The organism is Lysinimonas soli (assembly GCF_042655435.1).
GTDB classification, from domain to species: Bacteria; Actinomycetota; Actinomycetes; order Actinomycetales; family Microbacteriaceae; genus Lysinimonas; species Lysinimonas soli.
Genome location: NZ_JBHSMG010000001.1, coordinates 1,284,932 through 1,309,609, shown reverse-complemented (window position 1 = coordinate 1,309,609; position 24,678 = coordinate 1,284,932). Strand labels below are relative to the sequence as shown.

20 protein-coding genes and 1 tRNA gene are annotated in these 24,678 nt (G+C 70.0%); 18 read left to right on the top strand and 3 right to left on the bottom strand.

Translation table 11 applies throughout. The features are described 5' to 3' along the window. Positions 1 to 17 precede the first annotated feature (17 nt). The 13 genes from dusB to ACFPJ4_RS06175 all read left to right on the top strand — a co-directional run bounded on the left by dusB (position 18) and on the right by ACFPJ4_RS06175 (position 16,928). Positions 18 to 1,172: a tRNA dihydrouridine synthase DusB gene (gene dusB / locus ACFPJ4_RS06235; RefSeq protein ID WP_386739487.1), complete on the top strand. Its 1,155-nt coding sequence runs from the start codon at positions 18 to 20 to the stop codon at positions 1,170 to 1,172. Then, on the top strand, positions 1,165 to 2,427 hold the full coding sequence (locus tag ACFPJ4_RS06230; protein ID WP_386739485.1) for a deoxyguanosinetriphosphate triphosphohydrolase: 1,263 nt from the start codon (positions 1,165 to 1,167) through the stop codon (positions 2,425 to 2,427). The genes dusB and ACFPJ4_RS06230 overlap by 8 nt, the downstream gene beginning before the upstream one ends. Positions 2,428 to 2,480: 53 nt before the next feature. Then, the gene (dnaG, locus tag ACFPJ4_RS06225; protein WP_386739483.1) at positions 2,481 to 4,511 is read left to right on the top strand and encodes a DNA primase; all 2,031 of its coding nucleotides are present in this window, start codon (positions 2,481 to 2,483) and stop codon (positions 4,509 to 4,511) included. A gap of 503 nt (positions 4,512 to 5,014) precedes the next feature. Then, positions 5,015 to 6,640, top strand: coding sequence for an ABC transporter substrate-binding protein (locus tag ACFPJ4_RS06220; RefSeq protein WP_386739481.1), 1,626 nt, complete (start codon positions 5,015 to 5,017; stop codon positions 6,638 to 6,640). Positions 6,641 to 6,727: 87 nt separating this feature from the next. Next, positions 6,728 to 7,831 (top strand): ABC transporter permease, encoded by a 1,104-nt coding sequence (locus ACFPJ4_RS06215; protein ID WP_386739479.1) that lies wholly within the window; start codon positions 6,728 to 6,730, stop codon positions 7,829 to 7,831. After that, positions 7,831 to 8,838, top strand: coding sequence for an ABC transporter permease (locus tag ACFPJ4_RS06210; RefSeq protein WP_386739477.1), 1,008 nt, complete (start codon positions 7,831 to 7,833; stop codon positions 8,836 to 8,838). Before ACFPJ4_RS06215 ends, ACFPJ4_RS06210 begins: the two co-directional genes overlap by 1 nt. Next, positions 8,835 to 10,556: an ABC transporter ATP-binding protein gene (locus ACFPJ4_RS06205; RefSeq protein ID WP_386739475.1), complete on the top strand. Its 1,722-nt coding sequence runs from the start codon at positions 8,835 to 8,837 to the stop codon at positions 10,554 to 10,556. Before ACFPJ4_RS06210 ends, ACFPJ4_RS06205 begins: the two co-directional genes overlap by 4 nt. 10 nt (positions 10,557 to 10,566) lie before the next feature. Further along, positions 10,567 to 11,361 carry an ATP-binding cassette domain-containing protein gene (locus ACFPJ4_RS06200; protein ID WP_386739473.1) on the top strand — a complete coding sequence of 265 codons (795 nt, stop codon included), beginning with the start codon at positions 10,567 to 10,569 and terminating at the stop codon, positions 11,359 to 11,361. Further along, complete coding sequence (locus tag ACFPJ4_RS06195; protein ID WP_386739471.1) at positions 11,358 to 12,368, top strand: lactonase family protein; 1,011 nt, start codon at positions 11,358 to 11,360, stop codon at positions 12,366 to 12,368. Before ACFPJ4_RS06200 ends, ACFPJ4_RS06195 begins: the two co-directional genes overlap by 4 nt. A gap of 53 nt (positions 12,369 to 12,421) precedes the next feature. Next, positions 12,422 to 12,494 (top strand) — tRNA-Asn (locus ACFPJ4_RS06190). Positions 12,495 to 12,607: 113 nt separating this feature from the next. Continuing rightward, positions 12,608 to 14,884, top strand: a complete 2,277-nt coding sequence (gene cofG, locus ACFPJ4_RS06185; RefSeq protein ID WP_386739469.1) for a 7,8-didemethyl-8-hydroxy-5-deazariboflavin synthase CofG — start codon at positions 12,608 to 12,610, stop codon at positions 14,882 to 14,884. After that, entirely contained in the window at positions 14,881 to 15,471 is a 591-nt protein-coding gene (locus ACFPJ4_RS06180) for an alpha/beta fold hydrolase (RefSeq protein ID WP_386739467.1), read from the top strand. Before cofG ends, ACFPJ4_RS06180 begins: the two co-directional genes overlap by 4 nt. Continuing rightward, the gene (locus tag ACFPJ4_RS06175) at positions 15,468 to 16,928 is read left to right on the top strand and encodes a flavin-containing monooxygenase (protein WP_386739465.1); all 1,461 of its coding nucleotides are present in this window, start codon (positions 15,468 to 15,470) and stop codon (positions 16,926 to 16,928) included. Before ACFPJ4_RS06180 ends, ACFPJ4_RS06175 begins: the two co-directional genes overlap by 4 nt. Before the next feature lie 3 nt (positions 16,929 to 16,931). Here the strand turns inward: ACFPJ4_RS06175 and acs are convergent, their stop codons facing one another. After that, entirely contained in the window at positions 16,932 to 18,899 is a 1,968-nt protein-coding gene (gene acs, locus ACFPJ4_RS06170; RefSeq protein WP_386739463.1) for an acetate--CoA ligase, read from the bottom strand. A 20-nt stretch (positions 18,900 to 18,919) separates the two neighbouring features. After that, positions 18,920 to 19,504: an acetate uptake transporter gene (locus ACFPJ4_RS06165; RefSeq protein ID WP_386739461.1), complete on the bottom strand. Its 585-nt coding sequence runs from the start codon at positions 19,502 to 19,504 to the stop codon at positions 18,920 to 18,922. A 168-nt stretch (positions 19,505 to 19,672) separates the two neighbouring features. Between ACFPJ4_RS06165 and ACFPJ4_RS06160 the strand changes: the two genes are divergently transcribed. Together ACFPJ4_RS06160 and ACFPJ4_RS06155 are read left to right on the top strand one after the other, a co-directional pair. Then, on the top strand, positions 19,673 to 21,079 hold the full coding sequence (locus ACFPJ4_RS06160) for a ferredoxin reductase family protein (RefSeq protein ID WP_386739459.1): 1,407 nt from the start codon (positions 19,673 to 19,675) through the stop codon (positions 21,077 to 21,079). After that, positions 21,076 to 21,516 carry an FMN-binding protein gene (locus ACFPJ4_RS06155; RefSeq protein WP_386739457.1) on the top strand — a complete coding sequence of 147 codons (441 nt, stop codon included), beginning with the start codon at positions 21,076 to 21,078 and terminating at the stop codon, positions 21,514 to 21,516. Before ACFPJ4_RS06160 ends, ACFPJ4_RS06155 begins: the two co-directional genes overlap by 4 nt. A gap of 10 nt (positions 21,517 to 21,526) precedes the next feature. On the opposite strand, the gene ACFPJ4_RS06150 is transcribed toward ACFPJ4_RS06155, so the two are convergent. Further along, entirely contained in the window at positions 21,527 to 22,039 is a 513-nt protein-coding gene (locus ACFPJ4_RS06150; RefSeq protein WP_386739455.1) for a DUF2127 domain-containing protein, read from the bottom strand. A gap of 91 nt (positions 22,040 to 22,130) precedes the next feature. Between ACFPJ4_RS06150 and ACFPJ4_RS06145 the strand changes: the two genes are divergently transcribed. The 3 genes from ACFPJ4_RS06145 (at position 22,131) to ACFPJ4_RS06135 (ending at position 24,645) form a co-directional block, all read left to right on the top strand. Continuing rightward, entirely contained in the window at positions 22,131 to 22,604 is a 474-nt protein-coding gene (locus tag ACFPJ4_RS06145; RefSeq protein ID WP_386739453.1) for a hypothetical protein, read from the top strand. An 86-nt stretch (positions 22,605 to 22,690) separates the two neighbouring features. Continuing rightward, positions 22,691 to 23,965, top strand: coding sequence for a sensor histidine kinase (locus tag ACFPJ4_RS06140; protein WP_386739451.1), 1,275 nt, complete (start codon positions 22,691 to 22,693; stop codon positions 23,963 to 23,965). Continuing rightward, positions 23,962 to 24,645, top strand: coding sequence for a response regulator (locus ACFPJ4_RS06135; RefSeq protein WP_386739449.1), 684 nt, complete (start codon positions 23,962 to 23,964; stop codon positions 24,643 to 24,645). The genes ACFPJ4_RS06140 and ACFPJ4_RS06135 overlap by 4 nt, the downstream gene beginning before the upstream one ends. Positions 24,646 to 24,678 lie beyond the last annotated feature (33 nt).

The following is a 24,678-nucleotide window of genomic DNA, read 5'->3' as shown; positions in this document are numbered from 1 at the left end:
TCTGGGAGAATCGAGAGATGTCCACCCTAACCGCGCCCGCCGCGCCCCTCATGATCGGGCCGCTCGCGCTCGACGTGCCGGTCGTGCTGGCGCCGATGGCGGGCATCACCAACACCGCGTTCCGCCGGCTGTGCCGCGAATACGGCGCCGGGCTCTACGTCAGCGAGATGATCACCAGCCGGGCCCTCGTCGAGCGCACCCCCGAGAGCCTGCGCCTGATCACGCATCACGAGTCCGAGACGACGCGCAGCATCCAGCTCTACGGCGTCGACCCGAAGACCGTGGCGGAGGCCGTCACGATGCTGGTCGCCGAAGACCGTGCCGACCACATCGATCTGAACTTCGGCTGCCCGGTGCCGAAGGTCACCCGCAAGGGTGGGGGAGCGGCCCTGCCGTGGAAGCTCGATCTGTTCCGCGACATCGTCGAGGGCGCCGTGCAGGCGGCCGGGCCGCTGCCGCTCACGATCAAGATGCGCAAGGGCATCGACTCCGACCACCTCACCTACCTCGAGGCGGGCCGGATCGCCGAGGGAGCCGGGGTCTCGAGCATCGCCCTGCACGCGCGCACGGCGGCCGAGTTCTACTCCGGCACCGCCGACTGGTCGGCGATCGAGAAGCTCAAGAACACGATCACGAGCGTGCCCGTGCTCGGCAACGGCGACATCTGGAGCGCCGCGGATGCCCTGCGCATGGTCGACGAGACCGGCTGCGACGGCGTCGTGGTGGGCCGCGGCTGTCTGGGGCGTCCGTGGCTCTTCGGAGACCTGGCGGCGGCGTTCCGCGGCGAGACGCTCAAGGCCGAGCCCAGCCTGGGCGAGGTCGCGGCGGCGTTCCGGCGGCATGCCGAGCTGCTGATCGAGTTCTTCGACGACGAGGGACGGGCCTGCCGCGACATCCGCAAGCACGTCGCCTGGTACTTCAAGGGCTACGCGGTCGGCGGCGAGATCCGCGCCGCGCTCGCGACGAGCAGCAGCCTGGCCGAGATCGACGAGCTGCTGGGCCAACTCGACGGTGCGCAGCCCTATCCGGGCGCCGACGCCGAGGGTCAGCGCGGCCGGGCGGGCACGCCCAAGCAGCCGACGCTGCCCTACGGCTGGCTCGACAGCCGCGAGTTGAACGAGACGCACCGCGCCGAGGTCGCCGAAGCCGAATTGCACCACAGCGGTGGCTGACTCGCCCGGGTACTCCGAGACGGATGCCGAGCGCTGGCTCCCCGAGGAGCACTCCTCCCGCCGCAGCGACTTCGCCCGCGATCGCGGCCGTGTGCTGCACTCGAGCGCGCTGCGCCGCCTCGCGGTCAAGACCCAGGTGCTGAGCCCGTCCGCGGGGCTCGACTTCGCCCGCAACCGGCTCACCCACTCGCTCGAGGTCGCGCAGATCGGCCGCGAGCTGGCCGTGAACCTGGGGCTCGATCCGGATGTCGTCGACACGGCCTGCCTCGCGCACGACCTCGGCCACCCGCCGTTCGGGCACAACGGCGAGCGGGCCCTCAACGACTGGGCGCGCGAGATCGGCGGATTCGAGGGCAACGCGCAGACCCTGCGGCTGCTCACCCGCCTCGAGCCGAAAGTGTTCGGGCCCGATGTCGGCGGCATCCCCGGTCGCAGCTACGGGCTCAACCTCACGCGTGCGAGCCTCGATGCCAGCTGCAAGTACCCCTGGCCCGAGTCCGACGGCATCCCCGACCCCAGCGGGCGCAGCAAATTCGGCTTCTACGCGGATGACACCGCCGCCTTCGAGTGGCTGCGCGCGGATGCGCCGGCCCGGGTCCGTTGTGTCGAGGCCCAGGTGATGGATCTGAGCGACGACATCGCCTACTCGGTGCACGACTTCGAGGATGCGATCGTCAACGGCTACCTCGACGTGCCGGCGTTGAGCGCGCGGGTCGACCATGAGGCCCTCGTCGAGAGCATGTTCGTCTGGATCGGCGGCGAGATCCCGCACGACGAACTGGTCGCGGCCTTCGACCGGCTCGATCGGCTGGACGTCTGGCTCGACAGCTGGGACGGCAGCCGCCGCGACCTGGCCCGCCTCAAGAACCTGACCAGCCAGCTGATCGGCCGATTCGCGGGCGACGCCGTGCGCGCGACGCGGGCGGGGCATCCGCACGGCTCGCTCACCCGTTTCGCCGCCGATGTGGTGGTGCCCGCCGAGACCCAGGCCGAGATCGCCGTGCTCAAGGGCATCGTCGCGGCGAACGTGATGTCGACGAACGCGCGCAAGCCGATCTACGCGCGCCAGCGCGGCATCCTGACCGAGCTCGCCGACCATCTCTGGGCGACCGGCCCTGCCCATCTCGACCTGGGGTTCCAGGCGGACTGGGCGGCGGCATCCGACGATGCGGCACGGCGTCGGGTCGTCGTCGATCAGGTCGCCTCGCTCACCGACGTGTCGGCCATCGCCTGGCACGAGCGGTACCTCAGCTAGCGGGCGCGTGGGGACGGCCAGCCGGCATCGCCGGCCGCTCCTACAATCAAGGCATGCCCGGCCTCATTCGCAAGAGCGATATCGACGAGGTCAAGGCGCGCATCAACATCGCCGACGTGATCGGCGACTACGTGACCCTCAAGAGCGCCGGCTCGGGGTCGCTGAAGGGGCTCTGCCCATTCCACGAGGAGCGCAGCCCCAGCTTCCACGTGCGGCCGCAGGTCGGCGCGTACCACTGCTTCGGCTGCGGCGAGGGCGGCGACGTGTTCAGCTTCCTGCAGCGCATGGATCACGTCAGCTTCTCGGAGGCCGTCGAGCGCATGGCGGCCCGGCTGGGCTACGAACTGCACTACGAAGACGGGGGGCAGGCGACCGAGCACGGAAACCGGGCGCGCCTTCTCGCGGCCAATGCCGCCGCCGAGTCGTTCTTCCAGGCGCAGCTCGCCACGCCCGAGGCGCAGCTGGGCCGCGACTTCCTCGGTGAGCGCGGATTCGACGCCGCGGCGGCTGCGCACTTCGGTGTTGGCTTCGCCCCGAAATCGTTCGACGCGCTGCGCACCGCGCTCACCGGCCAGGGCTTCACCGAAGCCGAACTCGTGACGGCCGGCCTGCTCAGCACGGGTGATCGCGGCAACAGCTACGACCGGTTCCGCGGTCGGCTGATCTGGCCGATCCGCGACATCACGGGCCAGACCGTCGGATTCGGGGCCCGCAAGCTGCTGCCCGACGACCAGGACAAGGGCCCCAAATACCTCAACACGCCCGACACCCCGATCTACCACAAGAGCCAGGTGCTCTACGGGCTCGACCTCGCCCGCCGCGACATCGCGAAGGGCAAGCAGGTCGTCGTGGTCGAGGGCTACACGGATGTCATGGCCTGCCACCTCGCGGGCGTCACGACCGCGGTCGCCACCTGCGGCACGGCCTTCGGGGTCGAGCACATCAAGGTGATCCGCCGGGTGCTCGGGGATGTCGCCAACAGCGACTCGACTGGAACCGGCGAGGTCATCTTCACCTTCGACCCCGACGAGGCCGGGCAGAATGCCGCGAGCAAGGCCTTCGCCGAGGAGCAGCGCTTCGCCGCCCAGACCTTCGTGGCCGTCGGCCCCGACAACCTCGACCCCTGCGACCTGCGCAAGCTGCGGGGCGACGACGCCGTGCGACGCCTCATCGCCTCGCGCAAGCCGATGTTCGAGTTCATGATCCGCCGCCAGCTCGCCGGGCGCGATCTCGAGACGGTCGAGGGCCGGGTCGCTGCGCTGCGGGCGTCGGCGCCGATCGTGGCCGGCATCCGCGACCGCGCGATGAACGTCGGCTACGTGCGCAGCCTCGCGGGGTGGCTGGGGCTCGAGCCCGACGAGGTGGCCCGCGCCGTGGCGTCGGCGCGGTCGGCGGCGGCTCGGACGCCCGCGCGTTCCGAGGGCACCCGGGCTGATCCTCCGCGGGCGGGGGAGGGGCGTGCAGCCGACGGGCGCGGGGCTGATGTGCGCGCGGCGCCGCGCGACACGTGGGGCCGTGCTCCGGGCGCGGCCCGTGGCGCGGGAGCCTCGAGCGCCTCCGGCGGCTCGGGCGGCCCCTCCGACGACGCCTCTTCGAGCGCGGCGAGCCGGGAGGCGAGGATCACGGACCTGCCCACCGACCCGGCCACGCGCGGGGAACGCGACGCGCTGATGGCGATGCTGCAGCATCCGGATTCCGTCGGGCACGAACTGATGTCGCGCGCCATGCAGGTGAACTTCTCGAATCCGACGCTCGCCGTGATCCGGGACGGCGTGGCCGCGAGCATCGACCAGGCGAGCTCGGCGGACTGGCTGCAGCGGGTCGCGGATCAGGTGCCCGGCGGCTTCGGAACGCTCGTGACCCAGCTCGGCGTGGCGCCGATCCCGGAGCGCCCGGATCGCGTCGGCGTCTACTGCGAGCGGGTCGTCGCCGATCTGATCGACCGCGACCTGCTGCGGCGCAAGGCCGAGGTACTGGGCGCGATGCAGCGCGCCAAGGCCTCGGGCGACCTCGACCGGTGGGAGCTGCTCCGCCGTGAGGAGGCCGCTCTCGAGATCGAGCGCCGCCGCATCCGCAACGAGTAGCTCCCGCCCCTCCGCAGCCCCACCCGCCCGGCCCCGCCCCTCCGCAGCCCCACCCTCGTGCCCGGCCCGGCCCGGCCGCCCCGGCCCACCCCGGCGCCGGGATCAGGAGACACGCCGAGCCCCGTCCCCGGATCAGGACCGGCGCCCGGCGCGCCGCTCCGTCACACCTGATCTGTGCACGCGGCTCCGCGCGTACACGCCGCCCCGCGTACCCCGCCTCGCGCATACGACGCGCCCGCCCGCGCTACCCCCGTGCCGCCGCTCGGTCCTGAAACGCCCGACGCACCAGATCCTCGTGAAGTGCGCATTCCGTTGCGCCGAGTGGCGATCCGCGCAGGAATCACGCGCCGAACATTTCGATGACGTAAACATGCGTCATGACGGGCGCCCTCGGGTGGAACGCTCCCATGGCCTGTGTTAGGACTGACGGGGAACGGGTGGGCGTTCTTTTTTCGCGCCCACCAGGCACAACACAGTGCTTGACAACAGGAAGAGGTGGACGGATGACATCCGTGTCCAACAAGGGATGGCGCGTCGTCGCCGTCGCCGGCACCGCAGCAGCAGCCCTCGTGCTCGCCGGCTGCGCGAGCGGCGGCGGCACCAGCAGCGGGGGCTCGAGCAACAGCATCGTCGTCGGAACGACCGACAAGGTGACCTTCCTCGACCCTGCCGGCTCGTTCGACAACGGCTCGCTGACCGTGCAGACGCAGGTCTTCGCGAACCTCATGAACTCGAAGCCCGGCACCTCCGAGGTGCAGCCGGACCTGGCCTCCAAGGCCGAGTTCACGAGCCCGACCGAGTACACGGTCACCCTCAAGTCCGGACTCAAGTTCGCCAACGGTGACAAGCTGACCGCGTCCGACGTGAAGTTCAGCTTCGACCGTCAGCTCAAGATCAACGACCCCAACGGCCCTTCGTACCTGCTCGCGAACCTCGCCAGCACCGACGCGCCGAACGACACCACCGTGGTCTTCCACCTGAAGGCGGGCAACGACCAGGTCTTCCCGCAGGTGCTCAGCACGAGTGCCGGCGCCATCGTCGACGAGCAGGTCTTCTCTGCCGACAAGGTCACCCCCGACAAGGACATCGTCAAGGGTGAGGCGTTCGACGGTCAGTACAAGATCGACAGCTACGACTTCAACAACCTGATCACCTTCAAGGCGAACCCGAACTACGCAGGTCTGCTCGGCGCGGCCAAGACCAGCAGCATCACGCAGAAGTACTACACGGACGCGTCGAACCTGAAGCTCGACGTGCAGGAGGGCAACATCGACGTGGCGTACCGCAGCCTGTCGGCCACCGACGTGCAGTCGCTGAGCAGCGACAAGAAGGTCAAGGTCGTGCACGGTCCGGGCGGCGAGATGCGCTACATCGTGTTCAACTTCAACACGATGCCCTACGGCGCCACCCAGCCGGGTGCGGATGCCAAGAAGGCCCTCGCGGTGCGCCAGGCGGCGGCCGATCTGATCGACCGCTCCGAGATCGCGAGCCAGGTGTACAAGAACACCTACACCCCGCTGTACTCCTTCGTCCCGGACGGCCTGACCGGCGCCACCACGGTGCTCAAGAGCATGTACGGCAACGGCAAGGGCGGCCCCGACGCGGCGAAGGCCAAGAAGGCGCTGACCGATGCGGGGATCACGACTCCGGTCGCCCTGAAGTTGCAGTACAACACCGACCACTACGGCGAGTCGTCGACCGACGAGTACGCGCTCGTGAAGAGCCAGCTCGAGGCCGGCGGCCTGTTCACGGTGACCCTGCAGTCCACCGAGTACACCCAGTACTCCAAGGACCGTACGGCCGATGTGTACCCCGAGTACCAGCTCGGCTGGTTCCCGGACTACGCCGACGCGGATGACTACCTGACGCCGTTCTTCGGGGCGGACAGCTTCCTGGTCAACCACTACAGCAACCAGGCGGTCATCGACCAGATCAAGAAGCAGGCGACCGAGTCGGACCCGGCCGCTCGCAAGGCGCTGATCGAGGACATCCAGGCCAAGGTGGCGGCGGACCTGCCGACCCTTCCCCTGCTTCAGGGGTCGCAGGTGGCGGTCACCGGAACGGACATCTCGGGCACCACGCTCGACGGGGCGTTCAAGTTCCGCTTCGGCACGCTCGTCAAGGGCTGATCCGAGCCTGAATTACAGTGAACGGGGTGGTCGGCCGTCGTCGGCCGCCCCGTTCACTCGCCACCGCCCCGTCATCGCAAGGAATCCATGAGCACCGTCGCCGCTCCCATGGTCGAGCCGCCCGTCGCGGGCGCGCCCGGGACCGGCAGCCGACGAGGTGGGCGAGGCGGCAGCACCCTGTGGCGCTACCTGCTCATCCGATTCCTGCTGATCTTCCCGACCATCTTCATCCTCGTGAGCATGGTCTTCGTGCTGATGCGCCTCACGGGCGACCCGATCACGATCGCGCTGGGCGGCAAGCTCCCGCCCGACCAGCTGGCCGAGCGCATCCATCACGCGGGCTTCGACCGGCCGATCATCGTGCAGTACTTCGAGTACCTGGGCCAGATCTTCACGGGCAACTTCGGCACCTCGATCACCGACGGTCAGCCGATCTCGCAGATCCTGCTCACCCACGGCGGGGCGACCCTCGAGCTCGCGTTCTACGCCCTGATCGTGGCGTTCCTGATCGGAATCCCGCTCGGTCAGGTCGCGGCCTACTACCGTGATCGCTGGCCGGATGCCGTGCTGCGCATCTTCGCGATCCTCGCCTACGCGACCCCCGTCTTCTTCGCCGGCCTGCTGCTCAAGCTGGTCTTCGCGGTACAACTGGACATCCTGCCGGTCGCCGGCCGGGCATCCACCCGCTCGGAGATCTTCTTCTCGTCGATGCCGGGCCGCACCGGCATCTACCTGATCGATGCGCTGCGCAGCGGCGACCCGCAGATCATCGGCGACGTGCTGAGCCACGCCGTGCTGCCCGGCATCGCGCTCGGCCTGCTGACCGCAGGCATCTTCCTCCGGCTGGTGCGGACCAACGTCATCGGCACCCTGTCGCGCGACTACGTCGACGCCGCCCGCTCGCGCGGGGTGCGCGAAATCCGGCTCGTGAGCAAGCACGCTCTCAAACCCGCGCTCATCCCGATCGTGACCGTCATCGGCCTGCAGATCGCCATGCTGCTCGGCGGCGCCGTGCTCACCGAGACCACCTTCGAGTGGAAGGGGCTCGGCTTCGAGCTCGCGTACTACCTGTCGAAGCGCGACTTCGTCGCCGTGCAGGGCATCGTCGCCCTGCTCGCCGTCATCGTCGCCCTGACCAACTTCATCGTCGACATCGTCGCCGCGCTCATCGACCCGCGGGTGAGGTACTGATGTCCGAGTCGTCTCCGCGCCGGCTGCGCACCCTCTGGTACCGGATCCCGGTCGTCCACCAGTTCCGTCAGTCCATCGGCCTGCAGCGCGGGATGCTCGTCACGGGTCTCGTCATCACGGGCTTCTTCCTGCTGGTCGCCGCGCTGGCCCCCGTCATCTCGCCGTACCGGTTCAACCAGCTGCGCGACGTTCACGGTCTGTTCGGCGCGCAGAATCCGCCGAGCGCCGCCCACCTGCTCGGCACGACCTCGGGCGGGTACGACGTGCTGTCGCGCGTGATCTGGGGCACCCAGACGGCGTTCCTGGTGATCGTCGTCGCGATCCTGCTGTCGTTCTTCGTCGGGGTCTTCCTCGGGCTGCTCTCCGGATACCTCGGCGGCTGGCTCGATCGGGTGCTCGTCGTGATCGCGGATGCCGTCTACGCCTTCCCGAGCCTGCTGCTGGCGATCGTGGCTGCCATCGTGATCAGCGGGGGGCAATCGAGTCTGTGGGGCGGCGTGCTCGCGGCGGCGATCTCGATCACGGCCGTGTTCATCCCGCAGTACTTCCGCGTGATCCGATCCGAGACCATCCGCATCAAGTCCGAGGCCTTCGTGGAGTCGGCCAAGGTGATCGGCGCGAGCACGCCGCGCATCATGTTCCGCCACGTGCTGCGCAACTCGACCCGCACCCTGCCGCTGATCCTCACGCTCAACAGCTCCGAGGCGATCCTGACACTGGCGGGCCTGGGCTTCCTCGGCTTCGGCATCGAGCCGACCTCGGCAGCCGAATGGGGCTACGACCTCAACAAGGCGGTGTCGGATGTCACGAGCGGCATCTGGTGGACGTCCGTCTTCCCGGGCCTCGCGATCGTGCTCGTCGTGCTCGGCGTGACCCTGGTCGGCGAGAGCCTCAACGACCTGGCGGACCCGCGCCTGCGCACCCGGCGGCGTGCCGCGGCACAGACCCCGGCCGACGCCATGGCGGCGAGCGAGCCCGTCTCGGAAGCCGCGGTGGAGCTGCCATGACGACTCGGCCCACTCGGCACGCGGCGGACGGCGATCTGGCCGTGCGCATCCAGAACCTCGACGTGACCTTCGCGACCGACGGCGGGGATGTCGCGGCGGTCAAGAACGTGAGCCTCGACGTGCGCGCCGGCGAGGTGCTGGCGATCGTGGGCGAGTCCGGCAGCGGCAAGACGGTGACGGCCCGGTCGATCCTGGGCCTGCTGCCCGAGACGGCGCGGGTCGACGGCGTCGTGCTGCTCGGCGACCACGACATCGTGACCGTCGACGAGGCACGGCTGCGCGAGCTGCGCGGCACCGAGGTCGCGATGATCTTCCAGGAGCCGTCGTCGGCCCTGAACCCGGTCTACACGGTCGGCTGGCAGCTGGCCGAGGGGCTCCGGGCCCACGGCAAGTACACGCGGCGGGCCGCCCGCGCCCGGGCGATCGAGATGCTGGCGCGCGTCGGCATCCCGAATCCCTCGCGGCGGGTCGACGACTACCCGCATCAGTTCTCGGGCGGGCAGAAGCAGCGCATCATCATCGCGATGGCGCTCGCCCTGTCGCCGTCGGTCATCGTGGCCGACGAGCCGACGACCGCGCTCGACGTGACGGTGCAGGCCGAGATCCTCGACCTGCTGCGTCAGCTGCGCGACGAGACCGGCACCGCGATCGTGCTCATCACCCACAACATGGGGGTCGTCGCCGACCTCTCGGACCGGGTCGCCGTCGTGCTCGCCGGGCGGATCGTCGAGACGGCGCCGTCGCGCGAGCTGTTCGCGGCGCCGAAGCACGAGTACACGCGGCGGCTGCTGGCGGCGGTGCCGCGGCTCGAGATCGTCGACCGGGCCCAGGTCGCTGCGACGGACGAACCGCCGGTGGTCAGTGCCGAGGGCCTCGTGATCGAGTATCCGGGCCGATTCGGCCGGCCCGGCTTCCGGGCGGTGGCGGGGGTCGACTTCACGATCTCGGCGGGCGAAGTGCTCGGGCTCGTGGGGGAGAGCGGATCGGGCAAGACGACCATCGGACGGGCGATCGCGGGGCTCACCAGGGTGTCCGACGGCTCGCTCCGGGTGCTCGGCGCCGAGATGCGCGGCATGCGCGAGCGCAGCTTCCGGCCGCTGCGCCGCGAGCTCGGTTTCGTGTTCCAGGATCCCGGCACGAGCTTCAACCCCCTGCTCACGATCGCGCAGTGCGTCGCCGAGCCGCTCGTCGTTCACGGCATCGCCGAGAGCCCCGCCGCGGCCCGCGATCGCGTCGACGAGCTGCTCGAGGCGGTGCAGCTGCCCAAGGCGTTCGGCGACCGCTATCCGCACGAACTCAGCGGCGGTCAGCGCCAGCGGGCGTCGCTGGCGAGGGCGCTCGCTCTCAACCCGAGATTGCTGATCGCCGACGAGCCGACGAGCGCGCTCGACGTCTCGGTGCAGGCGCGCGTGCTCGAACTGTTCGCCGAGCTGCAGGGGCAATTCGGATTCGCGACGCTGTTCATCACCCACGATCTGGCCGTCGTCGATCAGCTCGCGCATCGCGTCGTCGTGCTGCATCAGGGCGCCGTCGCCGAGCAGGGGCCGACCGCGCAGGTACTGGGCTCCCCGAAGGACGCGTACACCCGTCGCCTGCTCGCGTCGCTGCCGGTTCCCGATCCGATCGAGCAGGAGCTACGCCGCACCGCACGGCGAGCGGCGATGAACCTCGAGGCAGAAGGCGACATCTCGTCGAGTCCGTCGTCGCCCGCGCGGTAGGGTCGATCGCGTGACGCACACCGGGATCGCGGTCCGGGCCGCCGACCTCTCCCTCGCCTACGCCGATGGCCGCGCGGCCGTCAGCGGCGTGAGCCTCGAGATCCCGGTCGGGGGCATCCTCGGGGTCATCGGCGAAGCCGGATCCGGCAAGAGCACCCTGGCACGTGCCGTTGCGGCCCAGACCCTCCCGGGCGAGCGGGAGGCCCCGCACATCACCGGGGGACTCCTCGAGGTGCTCGGCGTCGAACTGCGCAGCACCTCCTCCCGCCATCTCGATGCGCTCTCGCTGCGGGTCGGCTATCTGCCGCAGGACGGTGGGTCCACTCTCGAACCTCATCTGACCGTGGGCGAGAACGTCGCCGATCCGATCTACCGTCGTGACCGGCGCTTCGACCGGCTCGAGGCCGGCGCCGCCGTCGCGAGCCTGATCGACGCCGTGCGGTTGCCGCTGTCGGTGATGAACAAGTTCCCGCACGAGCTCAGCCGGGGGCAGCGGCAGCGCATCGCCCTGGCGCGGGCCCTCATCCTCGAGCCGACGCTGCTGGTCGCCGATGATCCGACGATGGGCGTCGACGTCCTAGTGCGCGGGCGCATCCTCACGGTCATCGCCGACCTGCAGCGCGAGCGCGCGTTCTCGGCGCTCGTGATCGGGCACGACCTGCGCGAGCTGCGCACCATGACCGAGCAGATCGCGGTCATGCACGCGGGCCTTCTGGTGGGCTACGGACAGGTGGATGAGGTGCTGCGAAATCCGCTGCATCCCTACGTCGAGCGGCTGGCCGCCTTGCAGCTCGGAGCGCGATGACCGACTTCCTGGTCGGGGGCTACTCGGCAGACCTGGGCGGCGAAGCGCTCGGCGTCGGCCGTGCCCGTACCGCGGCGGACGGACGGCTGGAGTACCTGGGCGTCGCCGTCGAGGTGCCGTCGCCGTCGTGGATCTCGATCGCCGCCGACGGCGCCGTGTTCGCGGCGCTCGAGGGCACCGCCGAACTGGCGGTCCTCGGCACCGTCGGCGCGCTACGGCTCATCGACCGGGTGCCGATCGGCGGCAGGCTGCCCTGTCACCTCGCCGTCACGACCGACTCCGTGATCACCGCCTGCTACGGCGACGGGGCGATCGCGGTGCACCGGCGCGGTCACGGCACGGGGGAGAGCCCCGCCGTCGACGGCCCCACCGAGCTGCTGACGGCGGAGGGCACCGGCCCGCTGCCCGCCCAGGACGGGCCGCACGCCCACCACGTGCTGGTCTGGGACGAGCGGCACGTGCTGACCGTCGATCTCGGCACCGACCTGCTGCACGTGCACCGCTGGGAAGACGGTCCGGATGCTGCGGAGCTCGTGCGCGTCGACTCGCTCCCGATGCCACCGGGTACGGGGCCGCGCGACCTGCTCCGCCTCCCGGACGGCCGCTTGGCGATCCTCGGCGAGTGGAGCCGCGAGCTCGTCATCGCCGAGCCGTCCGGGTCGACGTTCGAGATCGTCCAGATCGAGGCGCTGCCGGGCGCGACCGACGCGAGCCAGGCATCCGCCCTCGGGCTCTCGCACGACGGACGATTCCTCTACGCGGGGCTTCGCGGAGCGGACCGCATCGCGATCCTCGGCCTCGACGCCGACGAACTCAGGCCGGTCGGCTGGGCGCCGTCCGGCGGGCATTGGCCGCGCCATCTCGTGGTGGACGCCGACACCCTGCACGTCGCGAATCAGCTCTCGAGCACGGTGACGAGCTTTCAGATCGGGCTCGACGGCTCCCTCACGAGCCTCGGGGAACCGGCGCCGGTTCCCTCGCCGACCGTGCTCGTCGCGGTGCCGTGACGGCGCGGAGCGGCTCCCCGGGTTTGCTAAGCTAGCGGGGCTGTTCGCAGTGATCCTCCATAGCTCAATTGGCAGAGCAATCGGCTGTTAACCGATAGGTTCTTGGTTCGAGTCCAAGTGGGGGAGCCGAAACCCCCGCGATCGTCGGCTGTCGCGGGGGTTGTTCTGATTCGCACCCTGGCAGATCTCCACCTCACCACCGGTCTCGGCCCGGCGGCCGCGGCGAATCTGGTGCGAGAATGGTCATCCGCATCCCGCGGCGCATGGACGGAACCGTGATCACTTCCCCCGCAGACCTCGCCTTCGCGGATGCCCTCGCGCGGGGCGCCCGCGGTGCGCTGACCGTGGACGACGCCGAGGTTCTGCTCGGCGCGCGGGGTCCCGAGCTGGAGCGCCTGCTCGACGTCGCCAGCTCGGTACGCGACGCCGGCGATCCGGCTCGGGTCATCACGTATTCGCGCAAGGTGTTCCTGCCGATCACGACGCTGTGTCAGGACCGCTGCCACTACTGCATCTTCGTCGACACTCCCGCGAAGCTCGCGACGAAGCACAAGCCGGCGTACATGTCACCCGAGCAGATTCTGACGGTGGCCCGTCAGGGCGCTGCGCTCGGCTGCAAGGAGGCGCTGTTCACCCTCGGCGATCGTCCCGAGCAGCGCTGGCCGGTCGCCCGCGAGTGGCTCGACGCGCACGGCTACTCCTCGACCGTCCACTACCTGCGCGACATGGCTCGGCTCGTGCTCGACGAGACGGGGCTGCTGCCCCACATGAATCCCGGCGTGCTGAGCCTCGAGGAGTTCGAGCTCCTGCGGCCGGTCGCGCCGAGCATGGGGATGATGCTCGAGACGACCTCGGGGCGGCTGTGGTCGGAGCCCGGGCAGGTGCATTTCGGTTCGCCCGACAAGGACCCCGCCGTGAGGCTCGAGGTGCTCGAGAACGCGGGCCGCGCCCGCGTTCCGCTGACGACGGGCATCCTGGTCGGGATCGGCGAGACGCTCCGGGATCGCGCCGAGTCGCTGTTCGCCATCCGCGCGTCCCACGAGCGCTGGGGGCAGGTGCAGGAGACGATCGTGCAGAACTTCCGCGCGAAGGATGCGACCGCCATGCAGGGCGTCGACGATCTGGGCACCGCCGAGTATGCAGCCGCGATCGCGGTCGCGAGGCTGGTCATGGGACCGGTCGCCGTCATCCAGGCCCCGCCGAATCTGGCGGATGCCGCCGAGCTCGAGATCCTCGTGCGGGCCGGCGTGAGCGACTGGGGCGGGGTGAGTCCGCTGACCGCCGACCACGTCAACCCCGAGCGTCCGTGGCCACAGATCGATGAGCTCGCGCGCCTGACGGCCGACGCCGGCTACACGCTGCGGGAGCGGCTGACCGTGCACGATCGGTATGTGCCGGAGTGGATCGATGAGACCCTGCTGCCGGCCGTCGAGGCCTTCGGCGAGGCGGCGACGCTCGAGATGGCGCTCCCGCGCGGGCGGGCGGCGACCGCTCCGCTGTCGAGTTCCGACGGCGGGCGCACCGACATCCGATCGATCCTGGAGCTGGCGCAGAACGAGCCGGCCGCGCTCAGCGACGCCGACTACGCTGCCCTGTTCGAGGCGCGCGGCGAGGAGCTCGACGCGCTGACCCAGGCCGCGGACGACCTGCGCCGGTACACCGTCGGCGAGTCGGTCAGCATCGTGGAGAACCGAGCCGTCGCGCTCGACGCCGCCGCACTCACACTCGACGAGATCGCCGACATCGCAATCGAGACCGCCGAGCTCGGAGCGACCGAGCTGTGCCTGCAGGGGAGCACCACCCTCGACCCGCTCGAGATCGCGCGCGCGGTCCGTGCCGGTGCTCCGTCGATCCACCTCCACGCCTTCCGACCGGCCGACCTCGTGGCCGGCGCGGCGCGGCACCACCTCGACATCGACGAGTTCCTCCGCTTGCTCGTGGAGGCCGGCGTCGACTCGATCCCGGGCACCGGCGTCAAGCTGCTGGACGACGGCATCCGGATGCGGATCGCGCCCACCGATCTTCCGGTGAACGCCTGGATCCGCACCGTCGTCGCCGCGCACGGGGCCGGGCTGCGGTCCACGTCGATCATGTACTACGGTGCGGGGGAGTCCGCGGCAGACCGCGTCGCGCATCTGCGCACCCTGCGGGAGATCCAGAGCCAGACCGGCGGCTTCACCGAGTTCGTGCCGATGCCGTTCTCGGAGGTGGATCTCGACACGCATCGCGCCGTGTTCGCCACGAGCCGCCTGATGCTGCACGGGTCGATCCCGCATGTGCAGGCGCCGTGGCCGCGCGTCGGGCTCGAGACCGCCGCGCTGCTGCTGCAGTCCGGCGCCGACGACCTCGGCGGCACGCTGCTGACCGGCACCGTGCGCCCGGATGCCGGCAGCAACCCCGGAGCGCAGCTTCCCTGGGCCGAGGCGAAAGCGATCACGCGGCGCCTCAGCCGCACGCTGCGGCGGCGCACCACGATGTACGGCGAGCCCGCGCGGCGCTCGGGGGCTCTCGCATGAGCGCGTTCGTGCTGGTCCCGGGCTTCGGCGGGGCTGCCGACTTCGACTTCGTCGCGCCGATGCTCGCGCGGGCCAACGAGGTGTCGATCGTCGAGGCGACGGCCCCGATCCATGCCGGGCCCGAGACCGTTCTGGTCGGCTACAGCCTCGGCGCGGTGGTCGCGGCAGCCCACGCCGCCGAGCATCCGGTCGCCGCCCTCGTGCTCATCTGCGGATGGGCACAGCCGACCGCCCGACTGGTCGACTGGGCGGAGCATGCCGGCGATGCGGCGTTCGCCCGTCACACGATGGTCGGCCCCGACTCGGATCGCGCCCCGATCCTCGACGTCGAGCTGCTCCCGCTGGCTCAGACGCTGCAGCTCGCTCGGCTCGGCGAGATCGGAAGCCCGACCCTGGTGATCGGCGCGACGTTCGATCTCGTCGCCACCGCGCACCAGTCCCGTCTGCTGCACGGCGGCATCGCCGACTCCCGCTACGTCGAGCTCGCGACCGGGCACGCCGCCCTGGTCGAGCGCCCCGCCGAGGTGCTGAGCCTGGTGTCGGAGTTCGCCGCGCATCCCTCCGTCGTCCGTGCGGTGACCGGGTGACCGACGAGACGCCGGTCGCACACAGCGACATCGCCATCGTCGGCGCCGGCTTCGCCGGAATCGGGCTCGCGATCCGGCTCCAGCGCTCGGGGCAGACCGACTTCACGGTCTTCGAGCGCGCCGCGGCCGTCGGCGGAACCTGGCGGGACAACACCTACCCCGGAGTGGCCTGCGACATCCCGGCCCACCTGTACTCGCTCTCCTTCGCGACCAACCCGGGCTGGTCGAACGTCTTCGCGCAGGGTCACGAGATCCGCGACTACCTGGAGCGGACGGCCGACGAGGTGCGGTCGCGCATCCGGCTGAACACCCCCGTGCTCGACATGGCGTGGGACGAGACCCGCGAACTCTGGATGCTCGGCACCCCGGGAGGCGTCCACACCGCACGGCTGCTCGTGCTCGCCTGCGGCCGGCTCGCGGACCCCTACATCCCGCGCATCGAGGCGCTCGAGGAGTTCACGGGAGAGATGTTCCATTCCGCCCGCTGGGATCACGATGTCGACCTCGCCGGCAAGCGTGTCGCCGTGGTCGGTTCGGGCGCATCCGCCGTGCAGCTGATGCCGCGGATCGCCGAGCTGGCCGACCATGTCACGTTGTTCCAGCGGAGCGCGCCCTACGTGGTGCCCCGCGTCGATCGCGCCTACACGGATGCCGAGCGCGCCCTGTTCGCGAAGGACCCGGACGAGATCCCCCGGCTGCGCTCCGAGCTCTTCTGGGCGGCCGAGGAGGGTTTCGCCGAGCGTGCGGGAGACCCGCGCCGCACCGAGGCGGCCCGCGCCCGCGCTCTCGCGCACCTGGCGAAGGGCATCGGCGATCCGCAGCTGCGGAAGCTGCTGACGCCCGACTACGAGATCGGCTGCAAGCGCGTGCTGATCTCGAACGAGTACTACCCGGCGTTCGAGCGCTACGGCGTCACGCTCGTGAACTCACCGATCGCGGCGATCGACGGCGGCACGGCGATCGGCGCCGACGGGACCGCGCACGAGGTCGACGTGATCGTCTTCGCCACCGGATTCCTCGCCGCCGAGCAGCCGTATGCCGCGCATGTCCACGGCCGCAGCGAAACCCTCGCGGAGCACTGGGCGGGCGGCATGCGCGCCTACGGCTCGACGATGGTGGCGGGATTCCCGCAGCTCTTCGTGCTCGACGGACCGAACGCCGGACTCGGTCACAACTCGGCGATCCACATGATCGAGTCGCAGATCGAGTTCGTGCTGCAGGCGCTCGCAGGCGGGGGGACCCTCGAGGTCTCCTCGACCGCGGAACAGGCATGGACCGAGACCCTGGATGCTCGGGCCGAGTCCACGGTGTGGACCACCGGCGGTTGCGACAGCTGGTACGTCGATCCGCGCAGCGGCCGCCTCACGCTCCTCTGGCCAGGGTTCGCTCACGAATTCCGAGCTGCGCTCGAAGAGGCGGTGCTGCAGTTGACCGTCTCGAACGAAGCAAGGTCGTAGGCGTCAGTCCTCGTCGTGAGCCGACGATGCGATACCCGCTCGGATGGCATCCATCACGCCGGAGTCGGCCAGCGTCGTAACGTCGCCGACGGGGCGGTCCTCGGCGACATCCTTGAGCAGGCGCCGCATGATCTTGCCGGACCGTGTCTTGGGCAGTTCCGCCACGATCATGATCTGGCGTGGTTTCGCGATCGGGCCGATCTCGGCGGCGACGTGCTCGCGCAGTTCCCTGACGATGTGCTCGCCCCCGTCACCGGCCTCGCTGCGCAGGATGACGAACGCGACGATCGCATGTCCCGTGGTCTCGTCCGCCGCACCGACCACGGCGGCCTCGGCCACCTTGGGGTTCGACACCAGGGCCGACTCGATCTCGGTGGTCGAGAGCCGGTGCCCCGAGATGTTCATCACGTCATCGACGCGGCCGAGCAGCCAGATGTCGCCGTCATCGTCCCGCTTGGCTCCGTCACCCGCGAAGTAACGACCGGGGAAGCGACTCCAGTACGTCTCGCGGTAGCGGTCGTCATCGCCCCAGATCGTTCGCAGCATCGACGGCCACGGCTCGGTGATGACCAGGTACCCGCCGCTCCCGTTGGGCACGGACTTGCCTGCGTTGTCGACGATATCGACGGCGATGCCCGGCAGAGCGGTCATCGCCGCTCCCGGCTTGCCCGCCGTGACCCCGGGCAGCGGGCTGATCATCTGGGATCCGGTCTCGGTCTGCCACCAGGTGTCCACCACAGGCACCCGATCGTGCCCGATGTTCGTGCGGTACCAGATGTACGCCTCGGGGTTGATAGGTTCCCCGACCGATCCGATGATCTTGAGACTCGAGAGGTCGTAGTCGGCGGGAATCTCCTTGCCCCACTTCATGAAGGTGCGGATGGTCGTGGGCGCGCAGTACAGGGTCGTCACCTGGTACTTGTCGATGATCTCCCACCAACGCCCCCGATGGGGAGAGTCGGGGGTGCCCTCGTAGAGCACGGAGGTGGTCCCGTTCGAGAGCGGGCCGTAGACGATGTAGCTGTGCCCCGTGACCCAGCCGATATCGGCGGCCGTCCAGTAGACGTCGGTGTCGGCCTTGAGGTCGAATACCTCCCATTGCGTCAGGGAGCACCCCAGGAGGTAACCGGCCGAGGTGTGCAGGATCCCCTTCGGCTTGCCCGTGGTGCCCGAGGTGTACATGACATAGAGCGGGTGCTCGGCGTCGAAGGGTTGCGGCTGGTGCGTGGTGCTGGCATGGTCCACGGTGTCGTGCCACCAGCGGTCGCGGCCCTCGGTCCAGTCGACATCCTGACCGGTGCGCTTCACGACAAGCACGGTCCTGACCTCGGGGCGCGTCGACAGCGCCTGGTCGACCGCGGGTTTGAGGGCCGCCGGGGCGCCGCGACGGTAGCCTCCGTCGGCGGTGATCACGATCCGGGCCTCGCAGTCGTCGATGCGCGCCCCGAGCGCCTCGGCGCTGAAGCCGCCGAAGACGACAGTGTGCGGCGCACCGATCCGGGCGCAGGCGAGCATCGCCACGATCGTCTCGGGGATCATCGGCATGTAGATCGCCACCCGGTCGCCGGCCTTCACGCCGAGACTCTCCAGCGTGTTCGCCGCTTGGCAGACCATGTCGGTCAGTTCGAGATAGGTGATGATCCGGGTGTCGCCCGGCTCGCCCTCGAAGTAGTAGGCGACGCGGTCGCCCAGACCGGCTTCGACGTGCCGGTCGAGGCAGTTGTAGGCGACATTGAGCTGGCCGCCGACGAACCATCGGGCGAAGGGAGCTCTGCTCCAGTCGAGCACCTGATCCCATCTGCGGTCCCAGCTCAGCCGCTCGGCCTGCCTGGCCCAATACGCGGGACGGTCGGCCGCCGCCTCGGCGTATGCCGCTGCCGTGACGTTGGCCTGCGCCGCGAACTCGGGGCTCGGAAAGAACCGACGCTCCTCGTGGGAGAGGTTCGAGAGTGCTGCTTCCGTTGTCGACATCGCGCTGGTGTCGGAGTGGCCTAGCTGGCGGGGCCGACCGGCAGAACGGTCCGCTTGAAGGTCGAGTTCAGCACTGTCGCGAACGATCCGTACCAGGCGAAGGCCGCCGTGAGCAGCCCGAGGTACCCGCCGATGTGCGTCATGACCGCCTGGCTGGTGAAAGCGCCCAGGGTGAGAAAGAGGAACGTCACGGTCAACGCGATGAAGACCAGCAGGACGACCATGTTGGTCTTGATCGCGGCGATCGTCATGTAGGCGGTGAAGATGGTCCACGCCAGCAGGAACACCCCGACACCCGCGCCACCGGCGCCCGCGTCGCCCTTCGACACGACGAGGAACCAGAACGCGAGCCAGAACGCGCCGAACGAGCAGAACGCGGTCGCGGCGAAGGTGTTGCCGCGGGCGAACTCCCAGATGCCGGCGGCGAACTGCGCGATCCCGCCGTAGAACAGCGCGAGCCCCAGCACGGCGACGCCTGCGCCGGCGACGAAACCGGAGTTCGCCATGCTGAGCACGAAGGTCGTCAAGGCGAAGCCGCCGAGGCCGAGAGCCCCGGGATCGGCGAACGAACTTCCTGCGGGCGTGGGGGCATTGAGATCGGACATGGTCTGCTCCTAGTCCTGCCCGGCGTCGACGCCGAGCACCTGCACGGCAAGCTACTCCCGGCCGACGGTCCTGACAAGGCTCCGCGACTCGGCGCGAGGCCGGGTCGAAAGGCCCTTCCATCGGGAGCGGCCCGAGCGCCAGACTCGCAGGATGCCGGAGAGCGCTCCATGACGATCGACACGCGATCGCAGTCGCGCCTGTCCCGCCCGACTCCCGACCACGCGGCCATGTACCGACGCCGCGCCCGGGTCGGCGACATCCTGGTCGTCTCGCTCTGGCTGAGCGCCTCGATCGCGGTCGCGCTCTTCCTGCTGACGGGAGGGGTCTCGCGCTTCGCCACGGTCCCCGACGCGGTCACGAGCGCCGGCATCGTCACCGGTCTGGTCGGCACCGACTTCGTGCTCGCCATGCTGCTGCTCGCGGCCCGGGTGCCGTTCATCGACCGGGCGATCGGACACGACCGCGCGATCGCGGTGCACCGGGCTCTCGGCAAGCCCGCCTTCTACCTGCTCGTCGCCCACGGGCTCCTGCTGCTGATCGGATACGGACTGGGCACCGGGATCGACCCGATCGCCGAGCTCGCCCCCCTGCTCTCGATTCCCGACATGCCGCTCGCGGTCGCGGCCCTCGGGCTGCTGGCGGTCGTGATCGTGAGCTCGTTCGTGGCCGTGCGACGGCGCGTCAGCTACGAGACCTGGCATCTCATCCACCTGCTGAGCTACGCCGCCGTTGTGGCGTCGATCCCGCACCAGCTCAGCATCGGCAAGGTCTTCTCTCCGACGAGCATCGAGCGCGTCTACTGGCTGCTGCTCTACGTGATCGCCTTCGGCGCGATCTTCCTCCACCGCTTCCTCGAGCCGCTGATCGCCAGCATCCAGCACGGCCTGCGGGTCGACCGGATGACCGAGGAGGCCCCCGGCGTCGTGTCGATCCACCTCGCCGGACGGCGACTGCGGGCACTGCAGTCGGCGGGCGGTCAGTTCTTCGTCTGGCGGTTCTGGACGCCGGGCACCTGGTGGCACTCGCATCCGATCTCGCTCTCGGCCGCCCCCACCGACACCGAGCTGCGCATCACGGTGCGCGACCTCGGTGAGGGAACCCGCAGCATCAGCGCCGTGCGTCCCGGCACCCGCGTGTGGTTCGAAGGTCCCTACGGCGTGTTCACCGACGCGGGGCGCACGGCGCCGAAGCTCGCGGTCGTGGCGGCGGGAATCGGCATCACACCGGTGCGGGCGATGCTGCAGGACGCGCAGCTGGCCCCGGGCGAGGCGACGGTACTGCTGCGGGCGTCGCGGCCGGATGACACCTTCCTGTGGGGCGAGATCGACGCGCTCGCCCGCGAGAGGGGCATCGCGGTGACCACGATGATCGGGCGTCGCAGCGCCGACGGCCCGGCGTGGATGACGCAGGCCGCCGCCGACTCGGGTCTCACCCTGCTGCGGCTCTTCCCCGATCTGCTGCAGAGCGACCTGTATCTCTGCGGTCCCACCGCGTGGCTCGACGAGATCGAGGCGGATGCCCGCGCCGCCGGACTGCCCGACCACCAGATCCACGCGGAGAGGTTCGACTGGTGAGGGCCCGGGCGATGGTGCTCGGCGCGGTCGGATCGGCGATCGTGCTGACCGCGGCCTGGCAGCTCGGGGTCGTCTTCGACTCCCGCACGGTCAACCCGCCGCCGAGTCCCGGCTCGTCCGGCTCGACGAGTCCCGGCCCGTCGTCGAGCGGCACCACCGTCTCGGGCTCGTTCACGGGAACCTCCGAGAACACGCAGTACGGCAGCGTGCAGGTGAAGATCGTCGTCGTCTCGGGCAAGATCACCGATGTCGTCGCGCTGCATCTGACCGATCAGGGCGGCCGGTCCGTGCAGCTCAGCAAGGCGGCGGCGCCGATCCTTCGCTCCGAGGTGCTCGCCTCGCAGTCGGCCAAGGTCTCGAACGTCAGCGGTGCGACCTACACGAGCGACGCCTACCTGCGCTCCGTGCAGTCGGCCATCGACAAGGCCGGCATCTGAAAGGCGGTTCTCACGGCGACGCGGCCGCCGTCGTCTGTCGACGACGATCGCGATGGATGCGGTACTCCCGCCAGGTCAGCCAGACGACGAACACGTCGAAGGCGGTGAGCAGGGCGAGACCCCAGCCGAAACCGACGACGAGCTGATAGCACTGGTAGACGATGAAGATCGCCAGGAACGCCATGATCCACAGGTAGGCCCACAGCCGGTCGAGCAGCACCGCGATGACGAGCACGACCTTCACCAGGCCGTGCAGCAGCAGGTAGATCGCGCCGAACAGGGATGCCGACGTCGAGAGCCCGCTGACCGCATGCACCAGCGTGGTCGCGATCAGGTCGTGCGGATCCTCGGAGAGCTCGTGCTGCGTGAGCACCCGCACCAGGTCGTTGAGCTGACGCGGCGACACCAGCAGCAGGAGGACCCCGCCGATCAGCTCCAGGATGCCGTCGGCGCCCTTCAGCGCGAGGCTCACCCGGAAGACGCGGTCCAGTGCGGTGTGTGTCGGTGGCTTCGCCTCGGTCATGCGACTCCTCGGAATCTCGGTTTCTCGATGCTAGGTGCACGATCATGGAGTCCACGTCATCACCTGCACGTCGCCGCGAAGGAGCCGCTCCATGACCACCGATTACCACTACCAGCCCCACCCGCGCGTTACCGAGCGCGTGGCCGAGGGACCGCCGACGGTTCACAAGTCGGCGAGCCGGCGCCGCACCAGCTCGGTGGCCAAGTTCAACGGCCGCATCGGGCTGGGCATCACCAAGTCGGTCGGAACCATGTGGGCGGCCTACGCCTTCGCGGCGCTCTCCCTGGTGAGCCTTCCCGCCGCGCTGGCGAGCGGGAGCGCGATCATCATCGTCGGCTGGATCGCCCAGACCTTCCTGCAGCTGGTGCTGTTGCCGGTGATCATCGTGGGGCAGAACATCCAGGCCGCGGCATCCGACGACCGCGCGGCGGCGACCTACAAGGATGCCGGCGCGATTCTCGAGGAGGCCAAGCAGATCCAGCTGCATCTGGCGGCGCAGGACGCCTCGATCGGGGCGCTGCTCGACAAGATCGCGGCGCTCGAGAAGACGATCCCGAAGGCGTAGCCGTCAGCGTGGGTACTCCCGAGGGAGTAGCCGGCGCCACCCCGTCAGCGGACGTGCTGCGCTCGGCCCGCGCGTAGCATCGAGCCATGCCTGCGCCGTCCGCCCCCTCGCGCGAGGAGCGGCGCGCCGCGGCGTACGCCCTCTGGATGCAGCGGCACGACTCCTGGAACGGATGGCATGCCGGGGCAGCCGAGCACGCGCGCTTTCCGCGCTGGGCGAGCCTGTGGGTCCCCGTCCTGCTGTCCTTCTTCGTGCAGGTGCCCGTCGCGGTCGCTCTCGCTCGGTGGTTCCATCTCGCCCCGACCGAGGCGGCGGTCTCGATCGGGATCGCCCTGATCGGCCCGCTCGCCCTGATCGGGGCGCGGCGCTTTCCCGGTCCGGTGGTCGCGGTGACCGCCGTCGGTGCGGCCCTCGACCTGTTCGTGAACAGCCACTACGGCCCGCCGTACCTCGCGCTCGCCTTCGGGATCGTGAGCGCCATCGTGCGGAACGCGCGGGTGTGGGCCTGGGTCTCGATCGCCGTGGCCTGGACCGCGACCCTGTCGGTCGCGGTCGCGATGGGCGCCGATCGCATCACCGGGCCGCGCATCGCGGCAACGACCCTCGGCATCCTGATCGTCGTGGGCATCGGCGAGGGAATCCGCACCCGCCGCGAACGCGGAGACGAGTTCCGTCGCATCCTCTCGCAGCGGCGGCAGACCGAGGTGCAGGCCGAACGCGTGCGCATCGCGCGCGAACTGCACGACGTGCTCGCGCACTCGCTGAGTCAGATCAACGTGCAGGCGGGCGTCGGTCTGCACCTGATGGACAAGCAGCCCGAGAAGGCCAAGGAGGCCCTCGCGAGCATCAAGGAGACGAGCAAGACCGCCCTCGACGAGGTCCGCACGGTGCTGGGCGTGCTCCGCGCCGAGGGGGGCGCGGATCCGAGCGCGCCGCTGCTGCCGGAACCCGATCTCTCGCGGCTGCCCGGGTTGGTCGCCTCGGTCGCCACCGGGTCGCTGACCGTGACGCTGGATGACCGGCTCGTCGCCGAGAAGGTGCCCAAGCCCGTGCAATTGGCGCTGTACCGCATCGCGCAGGAGTCGCTCACCAATGTCACCCGGCACGCCGAGGGGGCGACGCACGCGACCGTCATGCTCGATCGGGATTCCGACGGATACCGCATCGAGATCCGCGACGACGGCACGGGGAGTTCGCCGCCGACGGCCTCCGAGTCGGGAGGACGAGGGCTGCTGGGCATGCGCGAACGCGCCGAGTTGCTGGGCGGGAACCTCAGCGCGGGTCCCGCCGAAGGGGGCGGCTTCGCCGTCGTCGCGACGCTGCCTGCCCACGCCGCGGAACTGCGGGAGACCCTCGCATGACCGAGCCTCGATCGGTCATCCGCGTCGCCTTGGCCGATGATCAGCAGCTGATCCGCGCGGGGTTCCGCAGCCTGCTCGAGGCCGAGCCCGATCTCGAGGTCGTCGGGGAGGCCGCCACGGGGCGCGAGGCGGTCGCACTGGTGACGCGCGAACGCCCGGATGTCGTGCTGATGGACATCCGGATGCCCGATGGCGACGGTCTGTGGGCCACCGAGCAGATCGTGGCGAACCCCGAGCTGGCCGGAACGCGGGTCGTCGTCGTGACGACCTTCGAACTCGACGAGTACGTCGCGCAGGCGATCCGCGCGGGCGCGAGCGGCTTCCTCGTGAAAGACACCGAGCCGGTCGAACTGATCCGCGCCGTCCACGTCGTCGCAGGGGGCGAGGCTCTGCTGAGCCCGCGCGTGACCAAGCGGCTGCTCGAACGGGTGGCCGGAACGTTCCACCGGCCCCCCGATACTGCCCGGCTCGCGGTGCTCACCGAGCGCGAGCGCGAGGTGCTCGCGCTGGTCGGCCAGGGCCTGACCAACGACGAGATCGGGCGCGAGTTGTACCTCAGCCCGCTCACGGCCAAGACCCACGTCTCGCGCATCATGTCGAAGCTGCTGGCGCGCGACCGCGTGCAGCTCGTCGTGATCGCTTACGAGACCGGGCTGGTCACGCCCGGCGCGAGCGAATAGCCCTGGCCCCCGCCGGGGAGTACACCGGCTCGC